The organism is Priestia sp. 53B2 (assembly GCF_056099005.1).
Genome location: NZ_JBLZXA010000030.1, coordinates 152,975 through 179,672, shown reverse-complemented (window position 1 = coordinate 179,672; position 26,698 = coordinate 152,975). Strand labels below are relative to the sequence as shown.

Below are 26,698 nucleotides of genomic sequence, written 5' to 3'. Positions count from 1 at the left end.
AAAAGCATTGACGTTGAACTTAAATTTAGAGCGGTTAAAGGAGTAAAGGTAGTATGAAAGAATTTGAAGATAAGTTTAGTGAGTTACAAGCCGATATGATATCTATATGTATGGAGTATGTTGAAGATAGAGCAGATAAAGTGTATGTTTATGCTTCTCGTGAAGAAGGAGTTACCTCAAGTGACTTTTTTTATTTGATTAATGGTAAATACGTAGAACCCCATAAATTGAATGATGCTTTGGAAGAGGCGGAGGAAAGCTACGATACATCCGCAGCACGAAATTTTATGGTATTAGATATTTTTTAAATGAGGATATCGGGAAAATTAAAGTATTGTGTCAAGAGCATCAAAGAGATATGCCTACTGAGATGAAATTAATCTATGATGTAAGAAGCAGAAAATTTAAAGCTGAATACAAGTATGACTTAGTTTATACGCATGACGATATTAAAACAGCCAGTCATATTGCTGATGAGTGGTTTGAAGAAGTGAAAAACAATAAGCTTTAATTTCGTATTGATATGTGTGCTTAACAGAATGCAGTTTGGTTGGCACTGACAAATCATCTTTAAACCAATTCTTGATTAGTAATAAAAACAGCACTGTTAGTAGAAATATTATGGGAAGGTGTACAAGTGACTATGGAAATGTATTATTGTGACGAATGGTCAGATATCAAAAAGAAGCCTTGGAACATTCTTGATGAGCATACTGCATACACATACCACCAAAAACATAAACCCTATACGGTCGTACTAAGGGAAGATGAGAAGCACAAGTATATTATAAATATTACAAATGAATGGGTTTCGGTAGGGTTTTATGATGAACTAATTCGTAAATATTTAAATTATGATTTCGAAGTTATGAGTGAAGGTAAGCTTTTTTTAAGAACAGCCATGTATTGGGAATATGATGATGAAACTGATACAGAAGTAAGTAGTTTGATTTTGAATTTCCGAGAAGATGGTTACATAGCAATGGAAAAGCGAGATTTAAAGAATGGTTCAGTCGAGGAGCGGGAAACAAACAATACCTTTGAAAAAAACTGGGATGTGTTTCCTGAATTTGGCCAATACTTATATTTGTGCAAAGAAGAGCGCTAATTCTTTTGGAAAGCTAGAGTTCATAAGATGTGTCAGCTTAATAGTTGCTACGATATATATAAGTATCATAGTGACTTTTTTTAGTTGTCTGACATGGATTTGAAGAAACATAAAAAAGTTAAAGATAAACAGTTAGAATAACATACCAAATTGAAGATGAAGAACTAGGGATGGTAACAGTTGGAAACCAGTCAGGAGGATAAATTCTATGCAAATGGAAAGCCAGTTACAGGAATTGTATCAAGAAATAGCAGAAACGGTTAATAATATGATTCCAGAAGAATGGGAAAGATTTTATTTTTATGCACAGATTGATGAATCCGGGGGGCGAGTTTACTTTTTTTATAAATCAATTAAAGATAATAGCTACACGTATAGTCTAGATATACCGAAACAATTTAATCTATCGGAACTAGAATTTAATAATAAAGAAGATAAGCTTTTTGATCTTAGTGAACAGCTCAGAGAAATCTTTAAAGAAAATAACCAGGAATTATGGTATTCTTTTACGCTAATGTTAGATCAAACAGGGAAGTTCTCTGTATCATTTGATTATACAGATTGGTTGAATACAGATTACGGATTTGTAGCACAGAAAAAGATTTGGAAGTATAAATATTTAGATGAAGCACCAGCGGATGAAAAAACTAAAAGTTTACTAAATCAATATTTAAAAAAGTATCCAAATAATCCTATTTAAATACTGATTAAGGCTATACAAATGAAGGAGGCAGTAAACATAAATTGAAAATACAGGACTTAATAGCTGGACTTTAGAAGAATAGGGAGTGGGTAGAAATGATGCTTCAAGATAAGTTGAATTTCTTAAATAAATATACATTAAGTGAAGAACTATCTGTAAGCTTAATAGAGTCTAATGACATTGATTATATCCAAAAGGATTTAATTCCTGATGAATGGAGAGAAATTTTTAAAGAGAAAAATAAATCTAGTAAGATAAGTAGGGTATTAAATATATGGAAAAGATATGTAAGTAATGAAATGAGCAACACCATATCTTTTTTAAAGGAATGTTTGATAGATGTTGAATTAATGGCTATTGGTGATCGGTATTCGATATTATATTCGGTGAAAAATGCCAGAGGGAAAATTTTATATTATGAAGGCCGAAACCCTAAAGAGTACTTTAATAACGAACAACTTGAAGAAGATTGGAGTAAAATTCCAGATAAAATTAGAAGCTTTTATGAAAATGTTCATAGTGGGTTTTACTACTATCCAAGTAAGTCAATGGGGTTAGAGTCCCTAGAAGATATTACATATTTAGACGATTATGAATGGGGAATTGTTGATGAAATTGGAGAACATAATTTAAAAATTGACTTCGCATCTTCATATGGATTTTTCAGTAATGGAATGGGAACTTATGTAGTAGTGGATTATAAAAACAGTTTGGGTGACAACGCCACTTTGTGGTCTTCAAAAGAAGAGCCAGAGTATAATCTAAACTTTTGGGATGTAGTAGATGAATGGATGGTTATAGGATTTGAATAAGTATATAAGCGTAGAGAAAGAAAGTAACAAGTAGTGAAAAAATAGGAAAGTAGATAGTAATACCATTGTTTTACCTTTGCCAAATGATGAACTATTAAATACCGTTTGAGGTCATAAGTATAAACGGAGGAGGTAGTGATTAAATGGATCTTAATAAAGCCGATTTTGGGACTGTTATAAAATTTGGAAATCTCGAAGATTTTTTAAAGAAGTTGAATATTGAAAATAAATGTGTGGAAGAAGTAGTAAAATTCCTGGATAAAAATGATAAAATTTTACTTGAGACATCATTGATTAGTAGAAAGTTTGATACAGCAAAAATTTTACTAGACAACAATGCACAGGTTAATGTTATTTCAAGTGAAGGACGTAATGAATTGCACTATGTAGCAGCAAATATTAATTGTATAGGCGCTGTTGATGTAGCTTATAGGTTGGTTGAAATGGGCGTGGATTTAAATTTAAAAGATAAAAAATTTGCTAATTCTGCAATATTGTCTCTATGTCAAGAAGTATTAAAAAGAACGGACACAAGATGGAAATCATTTAGTTGTACATTGCTTAGAAAAACGACCGAATTTTAATGATTCCAATAAATTTGGTTATTCATTAAAACAAGTAATTGAAGAACGTGGAACTGAGGATATGAAAAAAGTCATGAAGTCGTTAGAAGAAAAAAGTAGTTTTTAATAAAACTAGGACAGATAAGGATTACATAATAAGTTATTTGTAGATGATAATGAAGGAGTTTGCATAGTGGACCGAAACCATAGTAAGAAATTGATAAGAAATGCCATTAAAACTGGCGATATCAATGCAGTGAAAAAACTAATAGGTGATGATATAGAGACTTTGAATACCGTGACTGTATTTGGTACGTGGTTACATGTAGCGGTTAAAAAGGAGAACCTTCAAATCGTCCGGTATTTAGTTGAAAAAGGAATAGATGTTAATGCGAAAGGCGGGACATTTGATGCTTCTGCGTTAAATCTAGCATCTGGATCTGACAATTTAGAGATAGTAAAGTATTTAATAGAATCTGGAGCAGAACTAGATGTGAGCTTAGCGAAGAGAAATCCGCTGTTTGGAGCAATTTATGGGGGGCATCAAGAAGTAGTTAAATATTTAGTACAAAAAGGAATAGATGTGTCCATTAGATACACAGGAGAAAATATCAAAAATATGAATGCTTATGAATATGCAAAGGAGTTTGGGCAGACTGAGATTGCTGAATATTTAAAGCAAAGGATGACTGGAAATTGATTGGGTTTAGATTGTCTCTCATGAAGGTGGTACAAATTGCTTAAGAGCAAAAAAATGAGGAGAGAAGTTGTTAAATTAGGAAAAGAATTCGAAAACAGTCGAATTCTTTTTTATGTTGGAGTAAAAAGTTAGTATTTGAAGTGTAAAGAATGCAATGCAGGAAGTAGAGAGAAAGTATTTAGTACTTTAGTGTTTTATGATAAGAGTAATGATGAGTTTATTGTAGTGTTTTATAATAGTTATAGAGAAACATTACTGGATTGTACAGTAAGGAACGCGTTATAAACTGGAAAAACAGTTAGGTGGTCGAACATATTGAGTATGGAAACAGAAATAAATCAATTTTATAGAGAAATTTCTGAAACAGTGAATGAAATGATTCCTACACAATGGACAAAGATTTATTTTTACGCTCAAATATCCGAAACGGGAGGAGGAACTTGCTTTTTTTATAATACCCTTGAGAATGAAAAGAACTATAAATATAGTTTAGAAATTCCTTATGAATACGATATTGATAAAGAATTTTATAAAATGAAGGATCGAGCTTTATTTGAGTTAAGTAATAGATTAAGAAACGTTTTTAAAGATAATCAGCAAGAACTTTGGTACTCTTTTACACTATCTGTTAATAGCGATGGCAAATTGAAGGTGCATTATGATTATACAAATTGGTTTGACACGGATTACAGCTTTGATGACCAGCTAGTGATTTGGGAATATAAATATTTAGGAACAGAACCAGATGATAGCGAAAGCAAGACTTTAATCAATAAGTATTTAAATGAGTATCCCAATAATCCAATTTAGCATAAATCCAGTATTTGTGGTTAAATTCCCACATCATGAAGGTACTAAATTAACCCTGGAAAAATTACATCAAGAGGACTTTTTATAAGTGTAGAAATAAATATTTATTACCAATCTTTATTTTATTTGCAGGAGATTTTGTGTGTTTAGATTATAGAGGTTCAAGAGATAACCCTAGCGTTTGCGTAGTGGTCACGGTCAAATAGTAAATGTTGATTCAATTAATTATAAAAGGGTGATACGAATGCAGAAAATCGTAGAATTATTTCATGATATAGATTGTACGTTGTCTCCCATGATAAGTTTTTATAGCGCTTTATCAGATCAAAAATTTTTAAAAGTCTTACACTATTTTTCAGAGGAAACTGGTTATGGAAATGAGTACTACACTTGTACATTTTCAGGAGATTTAGAGCCGTGGGAAGAGGGCTATGTGGAAAACGGCATTGAATTTCTAGACGGTACGGGTGACACTGACAAAAGTGTTATTGTCGATTATGAAACGTTTTTAACTTACTTGCACAAAATTTGCCACGTATATATGGAAGATCATGCCCATGATAAAGAAAAAGTGATGGCTCTTTTACATAAAATCAAACAAAATTATAGTATCGAAGACTAGTAGGAGTACATAAAGAAGCCACGAATCGAGTCTTGCTATAGACAATAAGCTCCCCACACTACAGCGCATCACACCAAGCAGAGAGGCGATATATTTTTGAGAGAATTCTATAAGGTAGAAAGTAGAGGGAAAACGAAAAATGGAAATAACTCAAATGACAAAAGCTATTAGAGGTGCTATAAAAGGTGGTCACTTAAATAAGGTGAGAGACTTACTTGAGAAAGAGCCAGAAATGTTAACATGGGTTACACCTTTTGGCACATGGCTACATGTAGCGACAGCTCATGGTCATTTAGAAATTGTACAATACCTTATTCGTGCTGGAATAGATGTTAATGCACAAGGAGGAACTTTTTCTACCAATGCCTTAGAAAGAGCGGCTGCAAAAGGACATATAGATATTGCTAAGTATCTTATTAACCATAATATTGAAATTGATATCAGTGAACCAGATAGAAATCCGCTGTTTGCTGCCATATATAACGGTCATTTTGAGATGGTTAAACTGTTAGTTGAGAATCATATTAATATATCGATTACATACTCTGGTGAAAATATGAAAGAGATGGATGCCTATGAATTTGCGATTGAACGAGGACAAATAGAAATTGCTGAATATTTAAAGCAGAAGGTGGACAGTAAATGGAATTAAAGCTTAATGATATTTATGAAAAGGTGGCCGATAATTTAAAGGAAATAATACAAGAAGACTGGCGAGAAATCTATTTGTATGCAGAGTTAGAAGAGGGTTCTTAAGTACTTAGGGATTATTTCAGAAGATGAATATGATAAAAAGACCATAAAAAAATTTCTTTCATAATCATAGAAGAGCAAAAGATATATGGACGGAGGCGTTAAGCTCATCATAGTGAGGGAAATGGGAACGGAGTTTAAGAATGACTAATGCTAACTTTAATAGTTTAACAGAGCATGATAAAGTCATATTTTTTCTGGGGCTTTCAGAAAAAGTTGTGCCTGTACTTTCTCGTACGGAAGATCAAATTTTAGCTCAGGAAGTTCTATGTAAATGCTGGGAATGGTTAAAAGACAAAGAAAATAGTGGAGATACTCTTTATGAATTATTAGATCACGAGGAAAATGGTATCACAATAATTCAAGAGACGTCAGATAATAAAACAGATGTTATAGCCTGGGACTGTATTATTGATGCAGTTGCCTATACTAGTAGAAAAGCATTTGAAAGAGAAGGCGTCGAATATTACCCCGAACCCATTGCTTTAGTTGATGATACATTAGTAGAGCATTTTATGAATGGTTTTGAAAGGTGTATAGAGAATGCGAATAGTTACATAGGAAGATTAACTTCTTTATTAAATGATGATACGAATAGGAAAACAGTGAATGATCTGCGAACAAAAGTGTTAAAAGAACTACAAATACGACAGTGAATTTCACTGACCACAACTATTTAAAAGTAAAAACGGTAGAAACAGCTAAATTATTGAGGGAGATGTCTATATTAAAAAACGGCAATAATGGGCAACTAAATGAAGGGGGATATGATTTGGAGAAAAACAGCGTCAATAAAGCAATAAGAAATGCAATTAAACGTGGTGACATTAACTCAGTCAAAGAATTAATAGGTAGTAATAAAGAAATTCTACACACCATGACTCCGTTTGGTAGCTGGTTACATATAGCAGCAAAAAAAGGACAGATGGAAATAGTAGAGTATCTAGTGCATAAAGGAATCGATGTAAATACAAAAGGTGATATATTTGATGCTTCTCCTTTACGAGTGGCAGCAGGTGAGGGGCATGTAGAAATAGTACAGTATTTAATCCAATCTGGAGCAGAATTAGATGTAAGCTCGGCAAAAAGAAATCCATTGTTTGCAGCAATTTACGGTGGTCATAAAGAAGTAGTTGAACATCTAGTTGATCAAGGTATAGATATTTCCGTTCAATATACCGGAGAGAATATTGAGGATATGGATGCGTACCGATATGCTAAGGAATTTGGACAAATAGAAATTGCTGAATATTTAAAGCGAAAGCTGAATAAAAAAGTACAAAAGAGAGTGCTTAAAGATTAATTAAATCGTATATAACAGGTCATAAAGCTAATAAAAGCAAGGAGGTCCATCTCATGCTAGAACCTATATATGCTGAAAACGTAATTGTTGGAGTGGTACATAAAAAGCAGTTTCAATGGTATGTGACCGATCGAGAGCTATGGTATTTGAATTATGTGAAGTTTGCACAAGCTTTTGAAAATGAAGGTGATTCAGCAGTTGATGAATATATTGAACCTGAACGAAAAGGAATCGAGGTTCTTAGCAGTGAAAATGCTGAGCTTTTTTTAAAACGTATAGAGTCGTATAAAGCAGATTCGTCAACTCTTTTAAAGTTGTTTGAAGATAAAATAGAAAGCGTAGATGAAGAAGATTTATTAGACTTTAGCCCTTCGTTTTTGGTGGACTTTGATCAAAAGACGTTCTACTCACTGTTTCCTGAGCCGGCTTCATTTGAAGAATATATTCCAAGGGATTGGAAAGGAACGTATGAAGACTTTACAGCTTTGGTTCCGGAAATAGAAAAGTATTGGGTAAATAAGGACGGAGAAAGTTTATTTGAGGTGTGAAGACAAAAAGAAGCGTTGGTTTTAGAAAAAGTGAAAAGCGAACCATTAATCAACATGTTTGATTAGTGGTTCGTCTTTAAATTGAATTCATTTCGTTATGTTTCAACCTCTTTTTTAAAAAAATTTACAATGTCTTTTCAGCAGCTTTTTGATGTGCAAGAGAGGAAGATTTCGTTATTTCCTCTTCCTCGAAGTCCATTTCTGGAGGAGAAAGCTTAAATCCTTTTGTAAGAAAAGTTAAGTATACAAGTCCTATGGCAGTCCAGATGCTTCCTAGCACTAAGGCGTGTTTATCCAAATTAATAAAGAGATAGAAATCAAGGGCTGCTCCGATAGCTGGTATAAGAAAGTAAAGAAGAAAACGATTCTTTTTTTCATTTTTTAACGTGAAGTAATAGTGAAAAATGACCGATAGATTTACAAAAATAAACGTTAAAAATGCTCCAAAGTTAATAAATGAAGTAGATGTACTTACATCAAGCTTAACGGCCAGTAGTGAAATGCCTCCTATGAATAAAATATTCAATAGGGGTGTGTTTGACTTTCGATGAAGATAACCAAATATCTTAGCGGGAAGTACGCCGTCTCTTCCCATTGCAAATAATAAACGGGCTCCGCTTGTTTGAGCAGATAAGCCAGATGCGAATTGAGCAATAATTAATCCAGCTAGAAAAATAGAGCTAAATAAATTGCCGCCGATCTGTACGGCAATTTCAAATGCTGCTGAATCAATATTTTTAAAAGATGTATAGTCAGGATGAACAAGCTGTAGAAAATAAGAAGCTCCAATAAAAATGATGCCTCCAATTAGTGTAATAAGAAAGATAGCTTTTGGCATTGTTTTTTCAGGATTAATGGTTTCTTCAGATAGAGTTGTAACAGCATCAAATCCTAAAAAAGAATAACAAGCAATGGAAGCTCCAGCGGCTACAAACGAAAATGTAAGATGCTCGTTCAAGAATGGGTTAAAGCTAAAGAGTGCAAAAGGTGATGAGCCTTTTATAAGGTATATAATGCTTAGTGAAATAAAAATACCGACTACGAGCAATTGAAAAATCATCATTAATGTATTGACGCTCGCCGCTGCTTTTAAGCCAATTATATTGATAACAGTTGTAATAAAAATAAAGGCTAGTACAAATGTCCAAAGAGGAATGTTAGGGAAAGCTGTATGTAAATAAACAGCTCCGATAAGCCAAATAACCATAGGAAGAAACAGGTAGTCTAGTAAAACAGCCCATCCAATCATAAATCCGACATATGGATTTATGGATTTTCTTGTATACGTATAAGCAGACCCTGCAATAGGAAAAGCTTTAGTCATTTTACCGTAGCTATAAGCCGTAAATAGCATAGCAGCTAAAGCCACTATATAAGCAGTGGAAACTAGTCCATGGGTGGTTTCAGCCAACAAGCCGTAAATACCAAATACAATCATTGGTGTCATATAGGCAAGTCCAAACAAAACAATATGTGACAACTTCAAAGTTGGAACTGCTTGGTTTCTTTTTGTTTCCATCTTTGCGCCTCCCTTAAAAATTGTTTTTAATCTTCCTATATCTATTTGTACAAATCCGCTCTTCTGTGCATAAGGTAATTAAGCTTCTGATCTTTTGATTCCTCTAAAGAAATAGCTACTGTCGATATTTGTTCCTTGCTACCCATTTTTAGAAGAACTTTTCCTTTACTGTTGACGACTGCGCTATGTCCAAAAAAGAACGTATCTTCTTCAGAGCCAATTCGATTGCATAGAGCAATTGGAAGTTCATTTTCCATAGCACGGCTTTTTAAATACGTTATTTGATAATCTTCGTAAGGGCTCATGTTAGCAAGCGGGATGATGAGTAAATCCGCTCCTTTTATTTTTAAAGTTCGGGCCACTTCAGGGAATTCAAGGTCATAGCAGATCATTAATCCAATGTTTCCGAATTTGGTTTTGAAAACAGGTAAAGTGTTGCCTGGGCGGAAGATTTCAGCTTCCCTGTCAAAAAGATGTGTTTTTTGATACGTACCAATTACAGTTCCGGTATCATCTATAAGAGCGGATGTAATATGATAGTGCCCGTTAGCTGTTACTTCAGGAAAAGATATAACGGCGTGGATGCTGTAATCCCTGCAGCTTTGTTGTAAAAGCTGTAAGCTTTCACCACTAACGGATTCAGCTAGCTCCTTAATATCATCCCAAATAAAATAACCTGTTAAACAAAGTTCCGGAAAGACAACAAGGTCAGCTTGTTCGCTTACAGCTTGCTTGATACAGTCATTTATTTTTCGAATGTTTTCTTTTTTATTGCCTAGTACAGGACAAAACTGAGCAATTGTAATATTCACTGTAAAATACCTCCTCATAATCGTTTTCACTATAAATACAAGCAAGAAGTGTGCCAACGCATTTTTTCATTCAATTCTGATTTTTAATCTTTAAAAAGATGAATTTTTTCATTATACTAATAGGGATAAAAAGAAAATAAGTCATATTCTGCTTATATAGTTATTTGGAAAGTTAAGATGATGATTTTTATCATCAATGATGCGATTTTTCATTAGAAACAATTGAAAGGAGGAAATGGATAATGAGGAATTCTTCAATAGGTACCTGCGAATCAATAGTAGTCATCATAAATCATGAAGGACGTATTGATACCGTATCTATCAATAATAAACAAACCAGTCACTTATCGTTGTTTCAAGAAAATATGTTATTTGAAGAAGTTCAGTGGAAAAAGGTCTTTACTGCTGCTCCAAGTGGCTCTACTCAGTTATTAAGCACCTATGAGGGAAGAACTTATCTATTTGCCCTCCACCTTGTCCAAGCGAACTCTTGCATAAATCAAATCGTGACATTAGCGAATATATCTCAAAGCATGTTTAACCCTTATTCGAATGAAGATCAGCATAAAACCGATGAGTTGATTATGGAATCATCTGCTATGAAACGAATTGCTAAAATTATTGAAACAATTGCTCATGTAGGCTCTACTGTTCTTCTACTAGGTGAATCGGGAGTAGGCAAAAGTCAAATTGCTAAATTTATTCATAGTACTAGTACACGTTCAACGCACCCTTTTATTCCTGTCAATTGTGGTGCTATTCCAGAGAATTTAATCGAATCAGAGCTATTTGGGTATGAAGAAGGAACTTTTACAGGCGGAAAAAAAGGAGGAAAGGTCGGCTTATTTGAAGCTGCTCATAAAGGAACAATTTTTCTAGATGAAATTGCGGAATTTCCTTTAAACCTACAAGCAAAACTGCTAGGTGTTTTGCAAGAAAACGCGGTGCGAAAAGTAGGAAGTACAGAGGAAAAGAAAGTAGATGTACGAGTAATTGCTGCAACAAATAAAAATCTACAGGAACTTGTTGAGAAAAAATTATTTCGTGAAGATTTGTTCTATAGGCTTAATGTCGTACCGCTCACTATTCCACCTCTTAGAGAGCGAGAAAAGGACATACATATCTTAATTGATCATTTTCTTTTTAAATATAATACAAAATATCATCTTCGAAAAGAAATTAATGATGAAGTAAAACAAGAGCTTATCCAATATAAATGGCCTGGGAACATAAGGGAATTGGAAAACACGATAGAAAGAATTGTCGTCACAAATATGACTGAAAAAGAAGTTCTAGAAGAAAAAAATATACGTGAAAAAGGTTGGTCATTTTCTCCTAAAGCACCAATGTCTTTGAAAGAAGCTAAAAGACAAGTAGAAAAAGAATTAATTTTAAAAGCTTACGGTGAATACAACAGTACTTACAAAGTAGCAGAAGTATTGCAGGTTGATCAGTCTACTATTTCAAAAAAATTAAAAGTATACAAAAAAGAAGGTTTTTAAAGAGGTGAAGGGATGCGTCAATTAAAAATTGCATTAGCCCAGCTTAGAAGCAATTTGCATGATAAAGATAAAAATTTAAAGAGAGTTTTTGGAACGATGGAAGCGGCTAAAGATCAAGGTGCGGATTTTGTGTTATTCCCTGAATTATTTTTGACTGGTTTTTTGTTAAATGAACAGGTGGAGGAATTAGCTGAATCAGTAGAAGGAGAATTAATCACGAAAGTTAAAAAATGTGCTAAAGAATTACAAATAGGAGTTATTCTTGGTTTTCCGGAAAGACACCGCTTTAAAATATATAATTCCGCTGTATTTATTAATAAGAAAGGTGAGATAGTAGGAACTTATCGTAAAATTCACCTTTTTGATCATGAAAATTCATATTTTACTTCTGGAGATAGTATACCAGTCTTTGATACACCTCAAGGAAAGTTTGGAGTAATGATTACATATGATATGGAATTTCCTGAAGTGGCGCGAATTCTAGCATTAAAAGGAGCCGAAGTCGTCTTTGTTCTTTGTGCGAACATGATTCCTTACGAGCATCATCAGCACGTTTATTTGAGGTCAAGAGCTTTAGAAAATCATATTTTTATTGCAGCTGCTAATAAAGTTGGATTAGAAGACGACTATGTCTATTTTGGTGAAAGTGAAGTTATTAATCCTAATGGGCACTGTGTGTTTAAATCTCTTAATAATGAGGACCTTGCAATTGTTGACATAGACCTATCGTCTTCGGCAAATTCAAAGGAAATCTTAAACTATTTAAATAATCGAAAGTCAGATTTATACAGGAGAGAAGGGTTATAAGAGCTCTTTATTAAAGAAAGCTGCTATTACTTTTTTACACCAATTAAGCGAGCAGTGTGGCTCGCGGAGCTTGCGTGAATGGTTTTGCCTATTTTTGTTGATGTTTGCACCCAATTCACTTCATCGGGATAATTCGTAATCACTCCGTCACTTTTTGTTTTCCACAAAAATGAAGCGGGAAGCCGCTTGGTTCCAGACCACGGCGATATTTTCATTCCGGCAGAATGGACTTGGTGGATAAGAGCAGGCGTTAGGATGTCATAGGACGGGTTAAAGTAAGTGGCAAAAGCGGCGAATTGCTGAATTGAGTTTCGGTTTACGTCTCGTTCTGAAGAAGTTAGTATGCCTATAGGAACATTTGGGAGAAGCTCATGCATTTCTTTCATGGATGAAACGTTAAAAGACTGAATGATAACGTGATCGAGCTGTCGCTTGTTGATTTCAAAAGCTACTTTTCTTTCAATTCCAGGATAAAGTTCCGGCGCTTTTAACTCTATTAATATACCGATTTTCCCTTGAAATTCATCTAACACTTGTGAAAGAGTTGGAATTTTTTCATTCGCAAAAGAATCGTCTTTCCAGCTTCCTGCGTCCAAGCGCTGAAGCTTCGCGTACGTTAAATCTCGAACGTGTCCGCTTCCGTTTGTCGTTCGGTCTACGGTACGGTCATGCATAATAACGAGTACACCGTCTTTGCTTTGCTGCACGTCAAGTTCAATGTAATCCGCATTCATTTCTAGCGCTTGGTGAAAAGCAGCCATTGTATTTTCAGGTGCGTAAGCGGAGGCTCCTCGGTGCGCGATATTTGTGAGTTTTTCTTCCGTGCGTGCAAAAGCAGAAGAGGCGATTGAACAGCATAATAAGGCGACTGCGCTTAGACCAGCTAAATATTTTTTCATCACGTTTCTCTCCTATGCGGTGGTATAGAAATAGCGTAACGAAAAAATGTGATGCTGATATAGAGAAAGTGTGTAGAAAGTGTTGACATTTCGTAAAGAAAACTAGGGATTTTTTCATGGTGATGTTTACAAAAAATGCGTAAAAGAATAGGAATTTTAATTAAATATTAAGGAAACAGCGCTATAATAAAAGGGGTGAAAAAAAAATAGGAATTTCTTAGAAAATAGTTGTATAATAGGTGAGTCAGTCAATGAAAGGAATGGAACATGGATATTCAGTACATACATACGTTTACGATGCAAACAAAAGAGGAGTGCCGGACGCTTCAGCAAAAGCTAAAAGCACAAATTGATTTAACATCACGCGTCAAAATGACGCATATACATAACTGTGCTGGTGTTGATGTTGCGTATTGGGAAGAAAACGGCGTATCTTACGGAGCGTGCAGCATTGTAGTGGTTGATTATCAGACGAAAAACGTTGTGGAAAAAGTGCACAGTGTAGGAGAAGTAACCGTTCCTTATCTTCCTGGGTTTCTAGCTTTTCGAGAGCTTCCTTTAATTCTTGAAGCGGCTAAAAAACTTCAAGTAAAGCCCGACGTGTTTTTATTTGATGGCAACGGATATTTGCACTATGAGCACATGGGAGTAGCTACACATGCTTCATTTTTTCTCAATAAACCTACCGTTGGAATTGGGAAAAGCTATTTAAAGATCAAGGGATATGACTACGTTATGCCTGAAGATACAGAGGGCGCTTATGAAGATATTGTGATTGATAGCGAAGTTTATGGTAGAGTAGTAAGGACAGCCAAAGGGGTAAAGCCTATTTTTCTGTCGTGCGGAAACTATATTAATTTGGACATGTCGTATCAGCTCATGATGCATTTTATTTCAAAAGAAAGTAAGCTTCCAATTCCGGTCCGCCTAGCAGATCTGCATACGCATGAGCTGCGGAAAAGGTACCGGCAGTCAATAGGGAAGTAAGCTGTTCATAATGAGTTCATAGTTTCCTTTTATACTGATGGTTGGAATATAGTAGTAGTGTAAAATTATTAAAGAATGAGTAAGGTGATTAAAGGTGAGTTCATTTATTACGAGTATTTTGGATTTTTTAACGAGCCTTGGCTATTTAGGTATTGCGCTCGGCTTAATGATTGAAATCATTCCAAGTGAAATTGTACTAGCTTACGGAGGGTATATGATTTCTCAAGGTATGATTAGTTTTCCTGGAGCAGTCATTGCCGGAATTATTGGCGGAACGATTGCACAGTGGTTTTTATATTGGATTGGAGCCTACGGAGGACGTCCGTTTCTTCAAAAATACGGCAAGTACTTATTTATTCATGATAAGCATATTGATCTTGCGGAAAACTGGTTTAATAAATACGGCGCGGGTGTTGTTTTCTCCGCTCGTTTTGTCCCGGTTGTTCGACATGCAATTTCGATTCCTGCAGGTATTGCTAAAATGCCGTTTTGGAAGTTTACGTCTTTAACCGTGTTAGCGATGATTCCTTGGTCGATTTTATTTATTTACTTAGGCGGAAAGCTAGGCGAGAACTGGGCGAACATTGAAGACGTAGCAAGCAAATATACGCTTCCGTTTGTGGTTGCGGCATTTGTTATTATTGTTCTTTATTTCGTATTCAAACGCACGCGTACAAAGCGCGTATAAGATCATTTTTGGACTGAAAGCATGGCAGAAAGCCATGCTTTTTTTGCATGCGCAACCAGAAGCTCTTTTATTTGCTCATGACTTCTTCAAGTGCTATTATTTTTCATACGCACTAAAAAAGGAGACGATTTAACGTGGTACAAGAAATTGTATTAAATGATATACCTATTCAAATTTACAGCTATGAACAAGAAATTGTAAAAGGCAAAACAAAAATTTCAGTTGATTTTAAAGTAACAAGTGAGGAATATCATGATATTACTACACTGTTATATAAAGGCACCTTTCATGTAAATGTCCCGGAAGAAGATCTGGATTTCCAAGGAACGATTCATCAGTACTCCACGTCTTTTACAAATTTATATGAAAAAGGACAGGTAGGGGATTTTTCATTAAGTTTAATTGAAGTGAACGAATAAGGAGCAGATGCGTGATGAAAGTAAGTATACTCGACCAATCGCCCGTTTCATCCCATCAGACCCCAGCAGAAGCGTTAGAAGCATCAATGCAGCTGGCTAAGGCTGGTGACAAGCTTGGCTATGAGCGCTACTGGATAGCAGAGCATCATGATTTGTCTGGACTTGCCTGTCCGGCTCCTGAAGTGATGCTTGGCTATATCGGCGCACAGACTAATACGATTCGAATTGGGTCGGGAGCGGTGCTGCTGCCTCACTACAAGCCGTATAAAGTAGCGGAAACGTATAACATGCTGGCAACCTTGTTTCCAGGGCGCATTGATTTAGGAATTGGGCGCGCACCGGGTGGATCGGCTGAAGCAACAAATGCGCTGTCGGATAATTTTTTACAGCAAGTATTTAAAATGCCTGAACTTGTTGAAGAGCTCCTTCAGTTTTTAGACGATAAGTTTCCGGCTGAACATGAATACGCAAAGCTTTCAGCTTCGCCACTGCCGCCTGTCTCTCCAGAACCGTGGCTGCTTGGCACAAGTAAAAAAAGTGCCGAGCTCGCCGCTAGAAACGGAATGGCCTATACGTTTGGACAGTTTATGAGTGAACAAGACGGTTCAGCTATTATTGATCAGTACAAACAGGCATTTCAGCCAAGACGGAGCGGAGATCAGCCCTATGCGATTGTCACTGTATCGGTCATTTGCGCTGAAACAACCGAGCAAGCGCACCGCATCGCAACGAGCTCACTCGTATGGAAAATTCAGCAGGATAAAATGGAAGCAAAAGGCGTGCCTTCTATTAAAGAAGCGGCTAGCTATCTGCTTACAGAAGAAGAAAAGAAAAAAATCAAGAAAATGAAAGAAGCCATGATTATCGGAAATCCAGAAGAAGTACATGAGCGTCTTCAAGAAGTTCAAGCACGCTACGGAGCGGATGAACTCATGCTTGTGACCATTACGCACGATCCGGCTGACCGATTAAAATCGTATGAGCTTGTAGCAAAGAAATGTAAAAAATAAGAGCCTTGATTAGGCTCTTATTTTTTGTATCCGTAATAGCGTTCATATAAGTGCTGAAATGCTTCTATAGCACGTGAAAAAGAAGCGGCGTCTTGGCGGTCTTCTATTAACCAGCACATTGCTAGTACAGAATGAGCGTATCCCCACAGTAAGATGCGTTTTTTACTTACGTTCAGTTCTTGTACAAATATATTAATTCGATGGTCAATTGTCTCTGTCACGTTTGTCTTAGGCAGATGATTTAAAAGAAAAGGGATGATTTCGTACTCTTTTTCTCCAATTAACCCTTTTGGATCAATTATTTTCCACGCTTCACCAGACTGTAAGATGTTATCATGATGCAAGTCGCTATGAAGCAGAAAAAGCTGCGGAGAAGTGCGGTTTAATTCAGAGAAAACGGCTAGTGCGTGTTGAAGCGTTTCAGAAGAAAGAAAATCAATACCGTTTAGATACATTTGTGTATACTCTTGAAGCTGTTTCTCTCTTTTAACCGCTGTGTCGATAGTGGAGTCTGAGTGAGGCATGCGCCATAGAGATTTCATGAGCCTAGCAGCGATTAACGCAGCTTCGTCTTTAGTGGATAAAGAGGAAAGCGGACATCCGGGAGACAGCTTTTCGAGCAGTAAAATGCCTTTTTCAGCATCACTGTCCACTATTTTTACCGTGTTCTCACCAGCTAGTGCTGTCAGTGCTTCTTGCTCATGAAGCAGCTCTGAAGGCTCTACAAAAAGTTTGACAACTAGTTCGCTTCCATCTGCTTTACGAGCAGGAGCAACAAAGTGGTAAGAAAGGGGAAAGTGACTGTGAATGGTGATACACCAGCGCTGTTCGCAGTAGCTAAGCAGCTGAGGGAAATCAGCGAGCCACTTTTTGCCTTTATGAGGGTGAAGGTGAGTAATCGTATCACAAAATGTTTGAGGCAGCGTATGCATGCGTTCGTCTCCTTTGTCGTTTCCAATTTTTTCTGATAAACTCATCATATACAGCCTACATACAATCTGTAAAGAAAGAGGTGATTGTACATATGAAGAAAGCGAAGGTAAAATCGCCTTGGGCTCTCGTGGGGTTTCCTCTTTATATCATTGGATTTGCCATTTTACTCGCTGGAAGCGCACCGGAGTGGCTAGAAACAGTGAGTAAAATCATCATTGCTCTTGGAGTCATTTTGCTTGTTATTGCAGGAATTGATCTTAAAAAACGAAAAAAATCAGTACAGGTCTAAAAAAACTGCCGTTTGGCAGTTTTTTTATTTGGAGAAAGGGTAACAGGATAACTAGATAAAAATGTTGAATTATTATTCTTTTTGATGTATAAATATAATATAAGAAGCAACGGTATTGAGAGGAGAATGAACGTGTCCTACGTAATAAAAAAAGAGGTTCCGCCATTTGAGCAGTTTGCTGCTTTGCATGAAGCGAGCGGATTACATAAAAGTAAAAAAGGCAATTATACAAAAGAACAGCTGTTTGAAGCTGCAGCCAACAGCTGGTTTAGAGTCGGTATTTATGACAATGAACGATTAATTGCATTCGGCCGTATGATTTCAGACGGAATTTACCAAGCCCTTATTTGCGATGTGATGGTGGATCCCTCATACCAAAACAAAGGGCTTGGAAAGCAAATTATTCAAGAGCTGTTGACGAAATGCCAAGAAAGCGGAATTGAATCGATTCAGCTGTTTGCAGCAAAAGGAAAGCATCATTTTTATAAAAAATTAGGGTTTCAAGAAAGAGAAGAAGACGCGCCAGGCATGTCGCTTGTTATGTAAAAAAGCTCAGTGATCAATCATACTCACTGAGCTTTTTGTATTATGCCGTTTTTAAAACCGTACTTTTTTGGACTAAATTCCAAGCAACTTTTACTAAATAAACAACAAGCAAAACGTTTAGCATAGACGTAGCAAACATAGAAAACGGGTATGACGTGCTGTTTTGCATGTTGCTGTCACCGTATAAAACAAAAAAAGTGTTCATAAAAATACTGATGCTAAATCCAAGGGATAAGTAAAGCAAGTTTTTGTCTTTTAGATAAATATAAGCGAGCAAAGCAAGCGCTGCTGCTGGAAATAAGTAGCGTTCATGCATGCTTGAAGAAAACGTAAATACCCCGGAAATTTGAATAAGCGCTGCAAGAGCGGCGTATTTAAAGCTGCGCCCTTTTATATAAATAAGCCATGAAAAAATAGTTGTCGCGACGATAAAAATAAGTCCCCACGTATGATAGCTGAAAAACAGCAGCGTTGCAGAGCTGTCTTTATAGTTTGCGCCTATTAAACTATAAAAGTTGTAGGCGTTAACAGAGGCATACGGGTATTCTCCAATGGTTGATGAAAATAAATCAATAATCCACGTTGGACTTTTTCCAATTGAAAAAGGCAATAAAATCACCGCAGCAGTGAAAGCAGCCGTTAAAGCAATGCCGAAGAAATGCTTCACTTGCTTCAGGCGAAGGAGCTCGAAAAACAAAATGGGCAGGATAATAATCGCCTGCGGCTTCATTAAGACCGCTGCTGTAAAAATAACGGCTGACGCGTAAATTCTTTTTTCCGTAATCATTACAATCGCTAGGACAATAAGCAAAGTGAAAAATGAATCGACTTGTCCCCAAAACGTTGAATTAACTAAAATGGCCGGATTAAATAAATACCCAATTACTAACAGATATGCAAAAGAAGGTGCCAAGTATTTACGAGCTAAACGATAGAGTAAATAAGATGTGACGACATCTGCTAAAATAGGCGGGATTTTAATCAACAGAGAAAAATACTGCTGAAAATCCGGTAAACTGCCAACTTTCCCAACGATAAACAAGATATAAATATAAAACGGCGGATAATCGCTTCCGCTTTTAGCGTAGAAATTTGAAAAATGATTGGCCGCAACCGATGCCCAGTTTTTGAAAAGAGATGCATCCATATGAGAGCCTACCCACGGAATCAGCGCAATCCGGATAAATAGTCCAGTGCCAAGTAATGACCATAAAATAACGCGAGAATGCCCTATCGAATGCTGCCATTTCTTTTTCTTTAATAATCCGTAAACGAAAGCTGCTGCTATAAAAAAGCCCACCGTATAAAGAGCGAGCGGCGTTTCATAGTCTTTATTAGCTCCTTGACTTCCGGCACCGTTATCCATAGATAGATTATGAAAAGGCGTTACGTGTTCTCCGGAATTGCTGGGTGAAGCGGAACCGTTTCCTGAAGGAAGACGATGATCCCTCGAATTATTATCAGGAGCAGATATACCATTAGTAATCTTTTTTAACTGATGACTTTCTTGAATCGAAAATAAATGTTCTTCTCCTTTATAGTGTGATAGTGAAACGATACTGAAAACAAATGCTAAAAGAAAAGCAGCCATTACGATAAAAGCCGTTCTTTTTTGTAGTATGTTCATATAAAATCCTCCGATGACAATGTATCGAATAAGTAGTAGTGTGTCTCCATACTATAAGGGGAGTTGGTGAAAATAAAGTGAAACTTCTTTAATAAAGATCGGAAGAGAGAACATAAAAAAACAAGGCCTTAGAAGACCTTGTTTTTTATATTGCTTATAGTACAGCATCAAACTTATTTACTTTCCACTGTGAACCAGATTTATAAAATGTAACGGTGCGTTTTACACTTCCTCCGTCAACTGTTGGAACCGTAAATTGATAAGAGCGGACATCGGCACGTTGATAAGTTAGTTTTGCTTTTGCTTTGTTCCACTCTAGCATGCTGAATCCGTCACCGACAGGACGAGCAAGCTTTCCGTTATATGTGATGTAGCGATAATTTGTTAATCCTTTTTGAATAGCACTGTTTGTAAAAGTTTCAGATAAGTAGCTTACTAGTTTGCTTTTTGTATTAAAATCTTGACAAAGATATGAGTACTGAGTGCCTTTATAATTAAATGTTTTTTGAGTACATAAATTACCTTTAGATCCATGAAGTGCATTCCAGAAATGGTTGCTTGCGTTTGCTGCAATTTTTACCGCATTAGTTGTTGATAGATTTTGTGATGCTGCTTGAGCTGTAACTCCTGTGCTTAGTGAAAAGAAAAGAGCAAGTGATGCTAAGATTATTCCGAATTTTTTCATTTCCATTTCCCTCCTACTCATTCATTGAAATATATGTAACATTCATGCTGTTAATATTACAATTGTTACATTTATATTACAATACTTCTTTAAAGAAATAAAGAGTATTTCTTATATATGTTTGAATTATTCCCGTATTTTCTTAAATAAAACGTAGAATTAAAAGAAAACATATAAACAGTATGTCAATTATGTGTCACATATTTCGTCGCTTTACAAGTTCGTATATAATAGGAATAAACCGACCAGTATGCTGATGTAGGTAAATAGGTCAGGCACAAAAGGAGAACGTAGACTAATGGGTGTTTCAGAAGTAACATCAGGAATTATTATTACCACTGCTGTAATTGCTATTGTGATTATTACAGTCGGTGTTTTGGCTACAATGATTGCGATTGCGAAGAAAGCAAATAAAAAGTAAGTATGTAGAGGAGAGTTAGTATAATAACTAATTCTCTTTTTTTTGAAAAAAACCTATCGCTATTTTTATAATAAAAATGCATAAATAACGCGTGCATTATTCATAGAAAAAAGCAGGAAATTTACGTTTTGGAGCTAATAGATACATAAGGCAAACTGCGCACTTTCATTATAAAAATAATGGAAGGGGTTCTAACAGACTTCAAGTGATATCGCCTATTTTATGTCATAATGAATGATATTCATTAACACAGCATCTTAGACGCACTTTATAACCAAATAATGAGGAGAGTGGTTGAGTTGCAACGACAAAAAGTAGCAGTGAATGGAGAAAGGTTAAAAAATACGCTTGAACGATTTGCCGATTATGGACGAACACCTAATAACGGTGTAACCCGCCTAGCGCTGTCAGAAGAAGATCGCCTAGCACGAGATTATTTTTGCTCATGCTGCCGGGATCTTGGAATGGATATTAAAATCGATGACCTTGGATGTATTTACGCCACGCTTGAAGGACTAGAAGATAAGCCGCCTGTTGTGATTGGCTCACACATGGACAGCGTGAAAAAAGGCGGAAGGTTTGACGGAATACTTGGTGTAGTTGCAGGGTTAGAGTTAGTAAGAACGCTGGTTGAACATAATATTAAGCCGAAGGTGCCGATTACCATTGTTAACTTTACGAATGAAGAAGGAGCGCGTTTTGAGCCTTCTATGATGGCTTCAGGTATTTTATCGGGCAAATTTCAAAAAGACGTTATGATGAAGAAGACAGATGTTGACGGCGTGACGTTTAAGCAAGCCCTTCAATCATGCGGATATGAAGGCGATACGAGTAGCCGTCTTACTGAAGCATCGGCATTTGTAGAATTACATATTGAGCAAGGGCCTATTTTAGAAAGAGAAGCCAAATCAATCGGTGTAGTCGAGTGCGTGCTCGGAATGGTATGCTATGAAATTGAAGTTACCGGGGAGTCAGATCACGCCGGGACGACGCCGATGGATATGCGGAAAGATGCTCTTTTTACAACTAATAATTTAATTGCTGAAGCTCGTCATGTGCTCGGCAGATTAGATTCAAATTTAGTCTATACAATGGGTCGTATGAACGTACTGCCTAATATTCATACCGTTATTCCAAATAAAGTTATTTTTTCGCTTGAAGCGAGACATAAGGATGAAGACGTCATTGCATCTGTGGAAAAGATCATTCAGTCACTGCCTGATCAAGCGGAGCTGTTAGAAGGCTGCGAAGTGCGGGTGACCAAGCTTTGGGGACGTGATACCGTGTGGTTTGATAAAACGGTTTGCGATGAAGTGGAAGAATCGGTTCGTTCGCTTGGGTATTCCTACAAGCGAATGGTAAGCGGAGCTGGACATGACGCACAGTTTTTAGCTAGCTATATTCCGACGGCTATGATTTTTATTCCGAGCGTAAACGGAAAAAGTCATTGTGAGGAAGAGTTCACTCCTTGGGAAGAATGCGAAAAAGGTGTAAATGTACTTTTAGAGACGGTGATTAAGTTAGCTCAGAAGTAATGGACAAAAGAGTAAACCTGCGGAGGTTTGCTCTTTTTTAGTGCTTAGAAAGACTGCGAACTATCGCATTGAACTTTTGGTTTATTATGGCTACAATAAATGAGAAGCATGCGGATGGATGTGAAAAAAGGATGTGAAAAAAAGTGAGATGTTCTCACTTGCAGAAATGAAAATTACTATTATTATTGCAGATGATAATTCGTTTATTCGAGAAGGAATGAAAATTATATTAAATACATACGAGGAATTCGACGTCGTGGCTACTTTAAAAGATGGTCAGGAAGCCGTTCAATATTGCAAAAATCATTCTGTTGATATTGCATTGTTAGATGTAAGAATGCCCGTTATGGACGGTGTGGAAGCTACAAAGCTTATTTCGGAATCAACCAAAGCAAAGCTGCTTATTTTAACTACGTTTGATGACGACGAATATATTATTGATGCTGTAAAAAACGGAGCTAAAGGCTACTTGTTAAAAAATACAGAACCAGAGCGCATTCGCGACGCAATCAAAAGTGTCTTCAACGGGCATACGGTGCTGCAAGATGTTGTGCTTGATAAGATTAAATCAAGTTTAAATGCTGCAACTGAACGTGAGTCAAAAGCGGATATGACACAGTTTACAGAGCGTGAAACGAGCATTATGACGCTGATTGCCAAGGGGCTTTCGAATAAAGAAATTTCTAAAACGCTTTTTATTTCAGAAGGTACCGTAGCAAACTATATTAGTTCGATTTTAAGTAAAACGGGACTTGAGCATCGCACTCAAATTGCTATTTATTATTTAACCGGTAAAGGGAAGTAGGGCTATGGAAGTCGGATTAATGATGACTAAGCTCATCCTTATACTGTTTTTGGCTATTACGTACATTCAGTTTAATTACGTACACTCGATTTCAGCTATTGTGTTAGCACTGCTTCTTTACAGCTGTGTTAATATTGCAGCGTCCATTGTGAAAAAGAGCGCGTTCAAGCGCATGTTTATTGTTATTTCAATTGTCCTTATTCTATATTGTGCGTATAAACTTCATCCTTTGTTTTTTCTTCTTTTGCCGCTAAACCTTTGTGAGCTTGTTGGAGAATCAGTCGCAAAAAAATGGATGGTGCTGCTGATTGTTTTGCTTCCAATGCTGCTTGTTCCCTCTGATATTAGCGCGCTGTATGTGTTGGTCGCTGCGTTTACTTTCTTTATTTATACAGGAGTAGCTCTCTATCAAAAGCGGACAATCAATTATGAACAAAAGCTTGATGAAATGAGAGTAAGTATGCAAAAGCTGCAAAAGCACGTGAATGAAAATAAAGAGTATGTGAGACAGTCTCAATATGCTTCAAAATTAGAAGAGCGAAATCGATTATCGCAGGAAATTCATGATAAGATTGGTCATTCAATGACAGGAGCGCTTATTCAAATGGAGGCAGCAAAGCATGTAATGAAGCAAGATGAAGAAAAAGCGCTGTCTCTTCTTCAAAATGCGATTACGATTTCGAAAGAAGGCATTGAAGAAATCAGGTTAACGTTAAAAAGTATAAAGCCTCCCGCTGAGCAAATAGGAATCAGCAGGCTCAAGTTATTTATTGGTGAATTTGAGGCCAAACATAGTATCGCAATGCCTCTTGTATACAAAGGGAATTTGGATCTTATCACCCCTCTTCAGTGGAAAATTATCCATGAAAATATAACGGAAGCTATTACAAATGCCTTAAAATATGCAGAAGCAACGATCATTGCCATTGAGCTTCATGTACTAAATAAAATGGTTAAAGTAAAAATCAAAGACAATGGAAAAGGGGCTCACTTGTTTCAAAAAGGTCTTGGCATAGCAGGAATGGAAGAGCGAGCTGCTTCCATTAACGGTACGATCATTGTTGACGGGGCAAACGGATTTTCTGTTACCACACTGCTGCCGATAGGTGAGAAACTTCATACATAAATAATGAGATTTCTCATGTGAAAAAGGTGAACTTATGCACTGACGTAAGTTTGCCTTTTTTTCATAAAATAAGGATATACCAACACACTAGAGGTGAAATGATGAACGTATTATCAATTCAAAAATTAACAAAGAAATTTGGAGATTTTATTGCGGTAGATAATTTGTCTTTACAAGTAGAAGAAGGAGATATATTCGGCTTTTTAGGAACAAACGGAGCAGGAAAAAGCACAACGATTCACATGGTGGCTAGTCTGCTTCAAAGCAACAGCGGCGATATTGAAGTACTTGGGAAAAATATAAAGAAACACCGAAATTTCGCAAAGATGAACATTGGAATTGTTCCGCAGGACTTAGCGATTTATGAAGATTTGACAGCCTATGAAAATGTGAAGTTTTTTGCAGGTCTCTACGGATTAAGAGGATCACTTCTTAACGAACGAGTCGAAGAAGCTTTAGCGTTTGTAGGGCTTTTAGATAAACAAAAGGCGTATCCGAAAAGCTTTTCAGGAGGAATGAAAAGAAGGTTAAATATCGCATGCGCAATTGCTCATCGCCCAAAGCTTATCATTATGGATGAACCGACGGTTGGCATTGATCCTCAGTCGCGAAATTATATTCTAACATCTGTAAAAAAGCTAAATGAAATGGGAAGCACAATCATTTATACGAGTCACTATATGGAAGAAGTAGAAGAGGTATGTACAAAGATTGCGATTATTGATCACGGCAAAATTATTGCTGAAGGAACAAAAGAGCAGCTGAAAGCTATTATCACCGATACAAAAGATATTTGGATTGAAGTAAAGGCAGCGGATGATATAGATTGCAGCGGTCTAAAAGAAATTCCAGGCGTAACAGCCGTTACGTATGAAGATGGAATCATTAAAATTAATTCAAGCGCAGAAGTGAATAACTTGAACAAAGTCATTCATTATTTAATGACGCATCATATCGAAATTAAAGCAGTTAAAGAACAAGCCCCAAATTTAGAGACGGTCTTCCTAACACTCACTGGGCGCAGTCTGAGAGATTTATAAAAGAAAGGAGGAATGAGAAATGAATATTATTGCAATTGCTTTGAAAGAAATGAAAAGTGATCTGCGGGATAAGCGTGCATTTATCTTTATGATTCTCTTTCCGCTAGCTCTTGTCCTTATTTTAGGAACAGCTTTGTCTCAAGCCTTTAATAACGACATGAAGATAGACGACAGTTATGTTCTCTATAAAATCGACACAAGTAATGAAGAATCTGCTGCTTTTAAGCAGTTTGCTGCCCATGCAGAAAAATCGGGCATTCATTTTAAAGCGCTGAAAAAAAATCAGGATGGAAAAAAAGAAATAAAAGAGCAGCGCTATACAGCTTATGTAGAAGTGAAAGACCAAGGCATTCATCTCTACGGAAATGAAGAAAACAGCATTGAATTCAACGTGGTCCAAGGTATGTTAAGCACCTTTGTTGATAAGTACAATGTGGCTATGGAAGTGGCCAAAGTAAACCCTCAGCAAGTGGATAATCTGCTCCGTGCGTCTAAGCATGACTATATTCAAGAAACATCTCTTCATTCTCAAAAACAGCCAAATTCAATAGACTACTACGCCATTTCAATGACAACTATGATTGTTTTGTACGGATCTATCTCAGCGAGTTATTTAATTAGAGGAGAGCGTATGCGAAATACAGCTAGTCGATTAGTAGCCGCGCCGATTAAAACTGCTGAAATTTTTGTCGGGAAAATTTTAGGTACTGTTTTGGTTCACGCCATTTGTGTGTTAGTCGTCATTATGTCGACTAAATATTTTTTTGATGCCAACTGGGGAGATCATTTACTCTTAGTACTCGTAATGTTAGTATCACAGATTCTTTTTGCCATTAGCTTTGGATTAGGAGTTAGCTACCTTACGAAAACAGAAGCGGCGTCAAGAGCAATTATTATGGTTGTTATTCAAGTGTCGTGTATTGTGGGAGGAACCTATTTTCAAAATGGATCTGGAGAGGGCTTCGTCAATGTATCACCTTTAACCTGGATGAATAATGGACTTATTAAATTGATTTATACAAATGATATCGGCGCTTCTCTTTCAGTTATTGGGTTGAACGTAGGCTTCTCTATTTTATTCTTGGGCATAGCAATTGTGCTTTTGAGAAAAAGAGAGGGGTTATAA

The 26,698-nt window shown here is 36.4% G+C and carries 32 protein-coding genes and 1 pseudogene; 27 read left to right on the top strand and 6 right to left on the bottom strand.

Features of this window, described 5'->3' with window-relative positions; translation table 11 throughout:
• The first annotated feature begins 53 nt into the window (after positions 1 to 53).
• The 13 genes and pseudogenes from ACN6NE_RS25555 (at position 54) to ACN6NE_RS25495 (ending at position 7,922) form a co-directional block, all read left to right on the top strand.
• A pseudogene (locus ACN6NE_RS25555) lies at positions 54 to 511 on the top strand (DUF600 family protein).
• A 132-nt stretch (positions 512 to 643) separates the two neighbouring features.
• On the top strand, positions 644 to 1,108 hold the full coding sequence (locus tag ACN6NE_RS25550; RefSeq protein WP_129710019.1) for a hypothetical protein: 465 nt from the start codon (positions 644 to 646) through the stop codon (positions 1,106 to 1,108).
• 214 nt (positions 1,109 to 1,322) lie between these two features.
• Complete coding sequence (locus ACN6NE_RS25545; RefSeq protein ID WP_116740558.1) at positions 1,323 to 1,808, top strand: antitoxin YezG family protein; 486 nt, start codon at positions 1,323 to 1,325, stop codon at positions 1,806 to 1,808.
• 98 nt (positions 1,809 to 1,906) lie between these two features.
• Positions 1,907 to 2,623 (top strand): SMI1/KNR4 family protein, encoded by a 717-nt coding sequence (locus ACN6NE_RS25540; RefSeq protein ID WP_116740446.1) that lies wholly within the window; start codon positions 1,907 to 1,909, stop codon positions 2,621 to 2,623.
• A gap of 143 nt (positions 2,624 to 2,766) precedes the next feature.
• Positions 2,767 to 3,207 (top strand): ankyrin repeat domain-containing protein, encoded by a 441-nt coding sequence (locus ACN6NE_RS25535; RefSeq protein ID WP_223260241.1) that lies wholly within the window; start codon positions 2,767 to 2,769, stop codon positions 3,205 to 3,207.
• A gap of 172 nt (positions 3,208 to 3,379) precedes the next feature.
• Positions 3,380 to 3,886, top strand: a complete 507-nt coding sequence (locus ACN6NE_RS25530) for an ankyrin repeat domain-containing protein (protein WP_474328073.1) — start codon at positions 3,380 to 3,382, stop codon at positions 3,884 to 3,886.
• 321 nt (positions 3,887 to 4,207) lie between these two features.
• Positions 4,208 to 4,696, top strand: a complete 489-nt coding sequence (locus ACN6NE_RS25525; protein WP_034655124.1) for an immunity protein YezG family protein — start codon at positions 4,208 to 4,210, stop codon at positions 4,694 to 4,696.
• Between the two features lie 244 nt (positions 4,697 to 4,940).
• Positions 4,941 to 5,318 carry a ribonuclease toxin immunity protein CdiI gene (gene cdiI, locus ACN6NE_RS25520; RefSeq protein WP_129710017.1) on the top strand — a complete coding sequence of 126 codons (378 nt, stop codon included), beginning with the start codon at positions 4,941 to 4,943 and terminating at the stop codon, positions 5,316 to 5,318.
• 139 nt (positions 5,319 to 5,457) lie between these two features.
• Positions 5,458 to 5,970: an ankyrin repeat domain-containing protein gene (locus ACN6NE_RS25515; RefSeq protein ID WP_013083469.1), complete on the top strand. Its 513-nt coding sequence runs from the start codon at positions 5,458 to 5,460 to the stop codon at positions 5,968 to 5,970.
• Positions 5,961 to 6,074: an immunity protein YezG family protein gene (locus tag ACN6NE_RS25510; RefSeq protein ID WP_240702712.1), complete on the top strand. Its 114-nt coding sequence runs from the start codon at positions 5,961 to 5,963 to the stop codon at positions 6,072 to 6,074. The genes ACN6NE_RS25515 and ACN6NE_RS25510 overlap by 10 nt, the downstream gene beginning before the upstream one ends.
• Before the next feature lie 140 nt (positions 6,075 to 6,214).
• Complete coding sequence (locus tag ACN6NE_RS25505; RefSeq protein WP_129710015.1) at positions 6,215 to 6,727, top strand: Imm6 family immunity protein; 513 nt, start codon at positions 6,215 to 6,217, stop codon at positions 6,725 to 6,727.
• 116 nt (positions 6,728 to 6,843) lie between these two features.
• Entirely contained in the window at positions 6,844 to 7,374 is a 531-nt protein-coding gene (locus ACN6NE_RS25500; protein WP_129710013.1) for an ankyrin repeat domain-containing protein, read from the top strand.
• A gap of 53 nt (positions 7,375 to 7,427) precedes the next feature.
• Positions 7,428 to 7,922, top strand: coding sequence for a hypothetical protein (locus ACN6NE_RS25495; RefSeq protein WP_129710011.1), 495 nt, complete (start codon positions 7,428 to 7,430; stop codon positions 7,920 to 7,922).
• Positions 7,923 to 8,046: 124 nt separating this feature from the next.
• Here the strand turns inward: ACN6NE_RS25495 and ACN6NE_RS25490 are convergent, their stop codons facing one another.
• The gene (locus ACN6NE_RS25490; RefSeq protein WP_128820534.1) at positions 8,047 to 9,441 is read right to left on the bottom strand and encodes an APC family permease; all 1,395 of its coding nucleotides are present in this window, start codon (positions 9,439 to 9,441) and stop codon (positions 8,047 to 8,049) included.
• Between the two features lie 41 nt (positions 9,442 to 9,482).
• Complete coding sequence (locus tag ACN6NE_RS25485; protein WP_129710009.1) at positions 9,483 to 10,253, bottom strand: carbon-nitrogen hydrolase family protein; 771 nt, start codon at positions 10,251 to 10,253, stop codon at positions 9,483 to 9,485.
• Positions 10,254 to 10,495: 242 nt separating this feature from the next.
• On the opposite strand from ACN6NE_RS25485, the gene ACN6NE_RS25480 reads away from it, so the two are divergent.
• Both ACN6NE_RS25480 and ACN6NE_RS25475 read left to right on the top strand, forming a co-directional pair.
• Entirely contained in the window at positions 10,496 to 11,755 is a 1,260-nt protein-coding gene (locus ACN6NE_RS25480) for a sigma-54 interaction domain-containing protein (RefSeq protein WP_129710007.1), read from the top strand.
• A 12-nt stretch (positions 11,756 to 11,767) separates the two neighbouring features.
• Entirely contained in the window at positions 11,768 to 12,562 is a 795-nt protein-coding gene (locus ACN6NE_RS25475) for a carbon-nitrogen hydrolase family protein (RefSeq protein ID WP_016764412.1), read from the top strand.
• Between the two features lie 26 nt (positions 12,563 to 12,588).
• Here the strand turns inward: ACN6NE_RS25475 and ACN6NE_RS25470 are convergent, their stop codons facing one another.
• Complete coding sequence (locus tag ACN6NE_RS25470; protein ID WP_474328069.1) at positions 12,589 to 13,461, bottom strand: glycerophosphodiester phosphodiesterase; 873 nt, start codon at positions 13,459 to 13,461, stop codon at positions 12,589 to 12,591.
• Between the two features lie 267 nt (positions 13,462 to 13,728).
• Here ACN6NE_RS25470 and ACN6NE_RS25465 point away from each other — a divergent pair, with 267 nt between their 5' ends.
• The 4 genes from ACN6NE_RS25465 to ACN6NE_RS25450 all read left to right on the top strand — a co-directional run bounded on the left by ACN6NE_RS25465 (position 13,729) and on the right by ACN6NE_RS25450 (position 16,565).
• Positions 13,729 to 14,448: an endonuclease V gene (locus ACN6NE_RS25465; RefSeq protein ID WP_474328067.1), complete on the top strand. Its 720-nt coding sequence runs from the start codon at positions 13,729 to 13,731 to the stop codon at positions 14,446 to 14,448.
• A 94-nt stretch (positions 14,449 to 14,542) separates the two neighbouring features.
• Positions 14,543 to 15,136 carry an undecaprenyl phosphate transporter UptA gene (gene uptA / locus ACN6NE_RS25460; protein WP_014459791.1) on the top strand — a complete coding sequence of 198 codons (594 nt, stop codon included), beginning with the start codon at positions 14,543 to 14,545 and terminating at the stop codon, positions 15,134 to 15,136.
• A 134-nt stretch (positions 15,137 to 15,270) separates the two neighbouring features.
• Complete coding sequence (locus ACN6NE_RS25455) at positions 15,271 to 15,555, top strand: DUF3219 family protein (RefSeq protein WP_129710001.1); 285 nt, start codon at positions 15,271 to 15,273, stop codon at positions 15,553 to 15,555.
• 14 nt (positions 15,556 to 15,569) lie between these two features.
• Entirely contained in the window at positions 15,570 to 16,565 is a 996-nt protein-coding gene (locus ACN6NE_RS25450; RefSeq protein ID WP_474328065.1) for an LLM class flavin-dependent oxidoreductase, read from the top strand.
• A gap of 17 nt (positions 16,566 to 16,582) precedes the next feature.
• Here the strand turns inward: ACN6NE_RS25450 and ACN6NE_RS25445 are convergent, their stop codons facing one another.
• Entirely contained in the window at positions 16,583 to 17,545 is a 963-nt protein-coding gene (locus ACN6NE_RS25445) for an aminoglycoside phosphotransferase family protein (protein WP_474328063.1), read from the bottom strand.
• A gap of 44 nt (positions 17,546 to 17,589) precedes the next feature.
• Here ACN6NE_RS25445 and ACN6NE_RS25440 point away from each other — a divergent pair, with 44 nt between their 5' ends.
• Together ACN6NE_RS25440 and ACN6NE_RS25435 are read left to right on the top strand one after the other, a co-directional pair.
• A complete protein-coding gene (locus ACN6NE_RS25440) occupies positions 17,590 to 17,787 on the top strand; it encodes a hypothetical protein (protein ID WP_129709997.1) in 198 nt (65 codons plus the stop codon).
• A gap of 132 nt (positions 17,788 to 17,919) precedes the next feature.
• Entirely contained in the window at positions 17,920 to 18,333 is a 414-nt protein-coding gene (locus ACN6NE_RS25435; RefSeq protein WP_129709995.1) for a GNAT family N-acetyltransferase, read from the top strand.
• Between the two features lie 40 nt (positions 18,334 to 18,373).
• Here the strand turns inward: ACN6NE_RS25435 and ACN6NE_RS25430 are convergent, their stop codons facing one another.
• Entirely contained in the window at positions 18,374 to 19,960 is a 1,587-nt protein-coding gene (locus tag ACN6NE_RS25430) for an MptA/MptB family glycosyltransferase (protein ID WP_474328061.1), read from the bottom strand.
• A gap of 154 nt (positions 19,961 to 20,114) precedes the next feature.
• Entirely contained in the window at positions 20,115 to 20,651 is a 537-nt protein-coding gene (locus tag ACN6NE_RS25425) for an IseA DL-endopeptidase inhibitor family protein (RefSeq protein WP_014459798.1), read from the bottom strand.
• A 292-nt stretch (positions 20,652 to 20,943) separates the two neighbouring features.
• On the opposite strand from ACN6NE_RS25425, the gene ACN6NE_RS25420 reads away from it, so the two are divergent.
• The 6 genes from ACN6NE_RS25420 (at position 20,944) to ACN6NE_RS25395 (ending at position 26,698) form a co-directional block, all read left to right on the top strand.
• Positions 20,944 to 21,066: a hypothetical protein gene (locus tag ACN6NE_RS25420; RefSeq protein ID WP_013057357.1), complete on the top strand. Its 123-nt coding sequence runs from the start codon at positions 20,944 to 20,946 to the stop codon at positions 21,064 to 21,066.
• 299 nt (positions 21,067 to 21,365) lie between these two features.
• A complete protein-coding gene (locus ACN6NE_RS25415) occupies positions 21,366 to 22,601 on the top strand; it encodes an allantoate amidohydrolase (protein WP_474328059.1) in 1,236 nt (411 codons plus the stop codon).
• 166 nt (positions 22,602 to 22,767) lie between these two features.
• Positions 22,768 to 23,406, top strand: coding sequence for a response regulator (locus ACN6NE_RS25410; protein WP_474328507.1), 639 nt, complete (start codon positions 22,768 to 22,770; stop codon positions 23,404 to 23,406).
• A 4-nt stretch (positions 23,407 to 23,410) separates the two neighbouring features.
• Positions 23,411 to 24,532 (top strand): sensor histidine kinase, encoded by a 1,122-nt coding sequence (locus ACN6NE_RS25405; RefSeq protein ID WP_474328057.1) that lies wholly within the window; start codon positions 23,411 to 23,413, stop codon positions 24,530 to 24,532.
• Positions 24,533 to 24,633: 101 nt separating this feature from the next.
• A complete protein-coding gene (locus ACN6NE_RS25400) occupies positions 24,634 to 25,572 on the top strand; it encodes an ABC transporter ATP-binding protein (RefSeq protein ID WP_029322178.1) in 939 nt (312 codons plus the stop codon).
• A gap of 19 nt (positions 25,573 to 25,591) precedes the next feature.
• The gene (locus tag ACN6NE_RS25395) at positions 25,592 to 26,698 is read left to right on the top strand and encodes an ABC transporter permease (RefSeq protein WP_474328055.1); all 1,107 of its coding nucleotides are present in this window, start codon (positions 25,592 to 25,594) and stop codon (positions 26,696 to 26,698) included.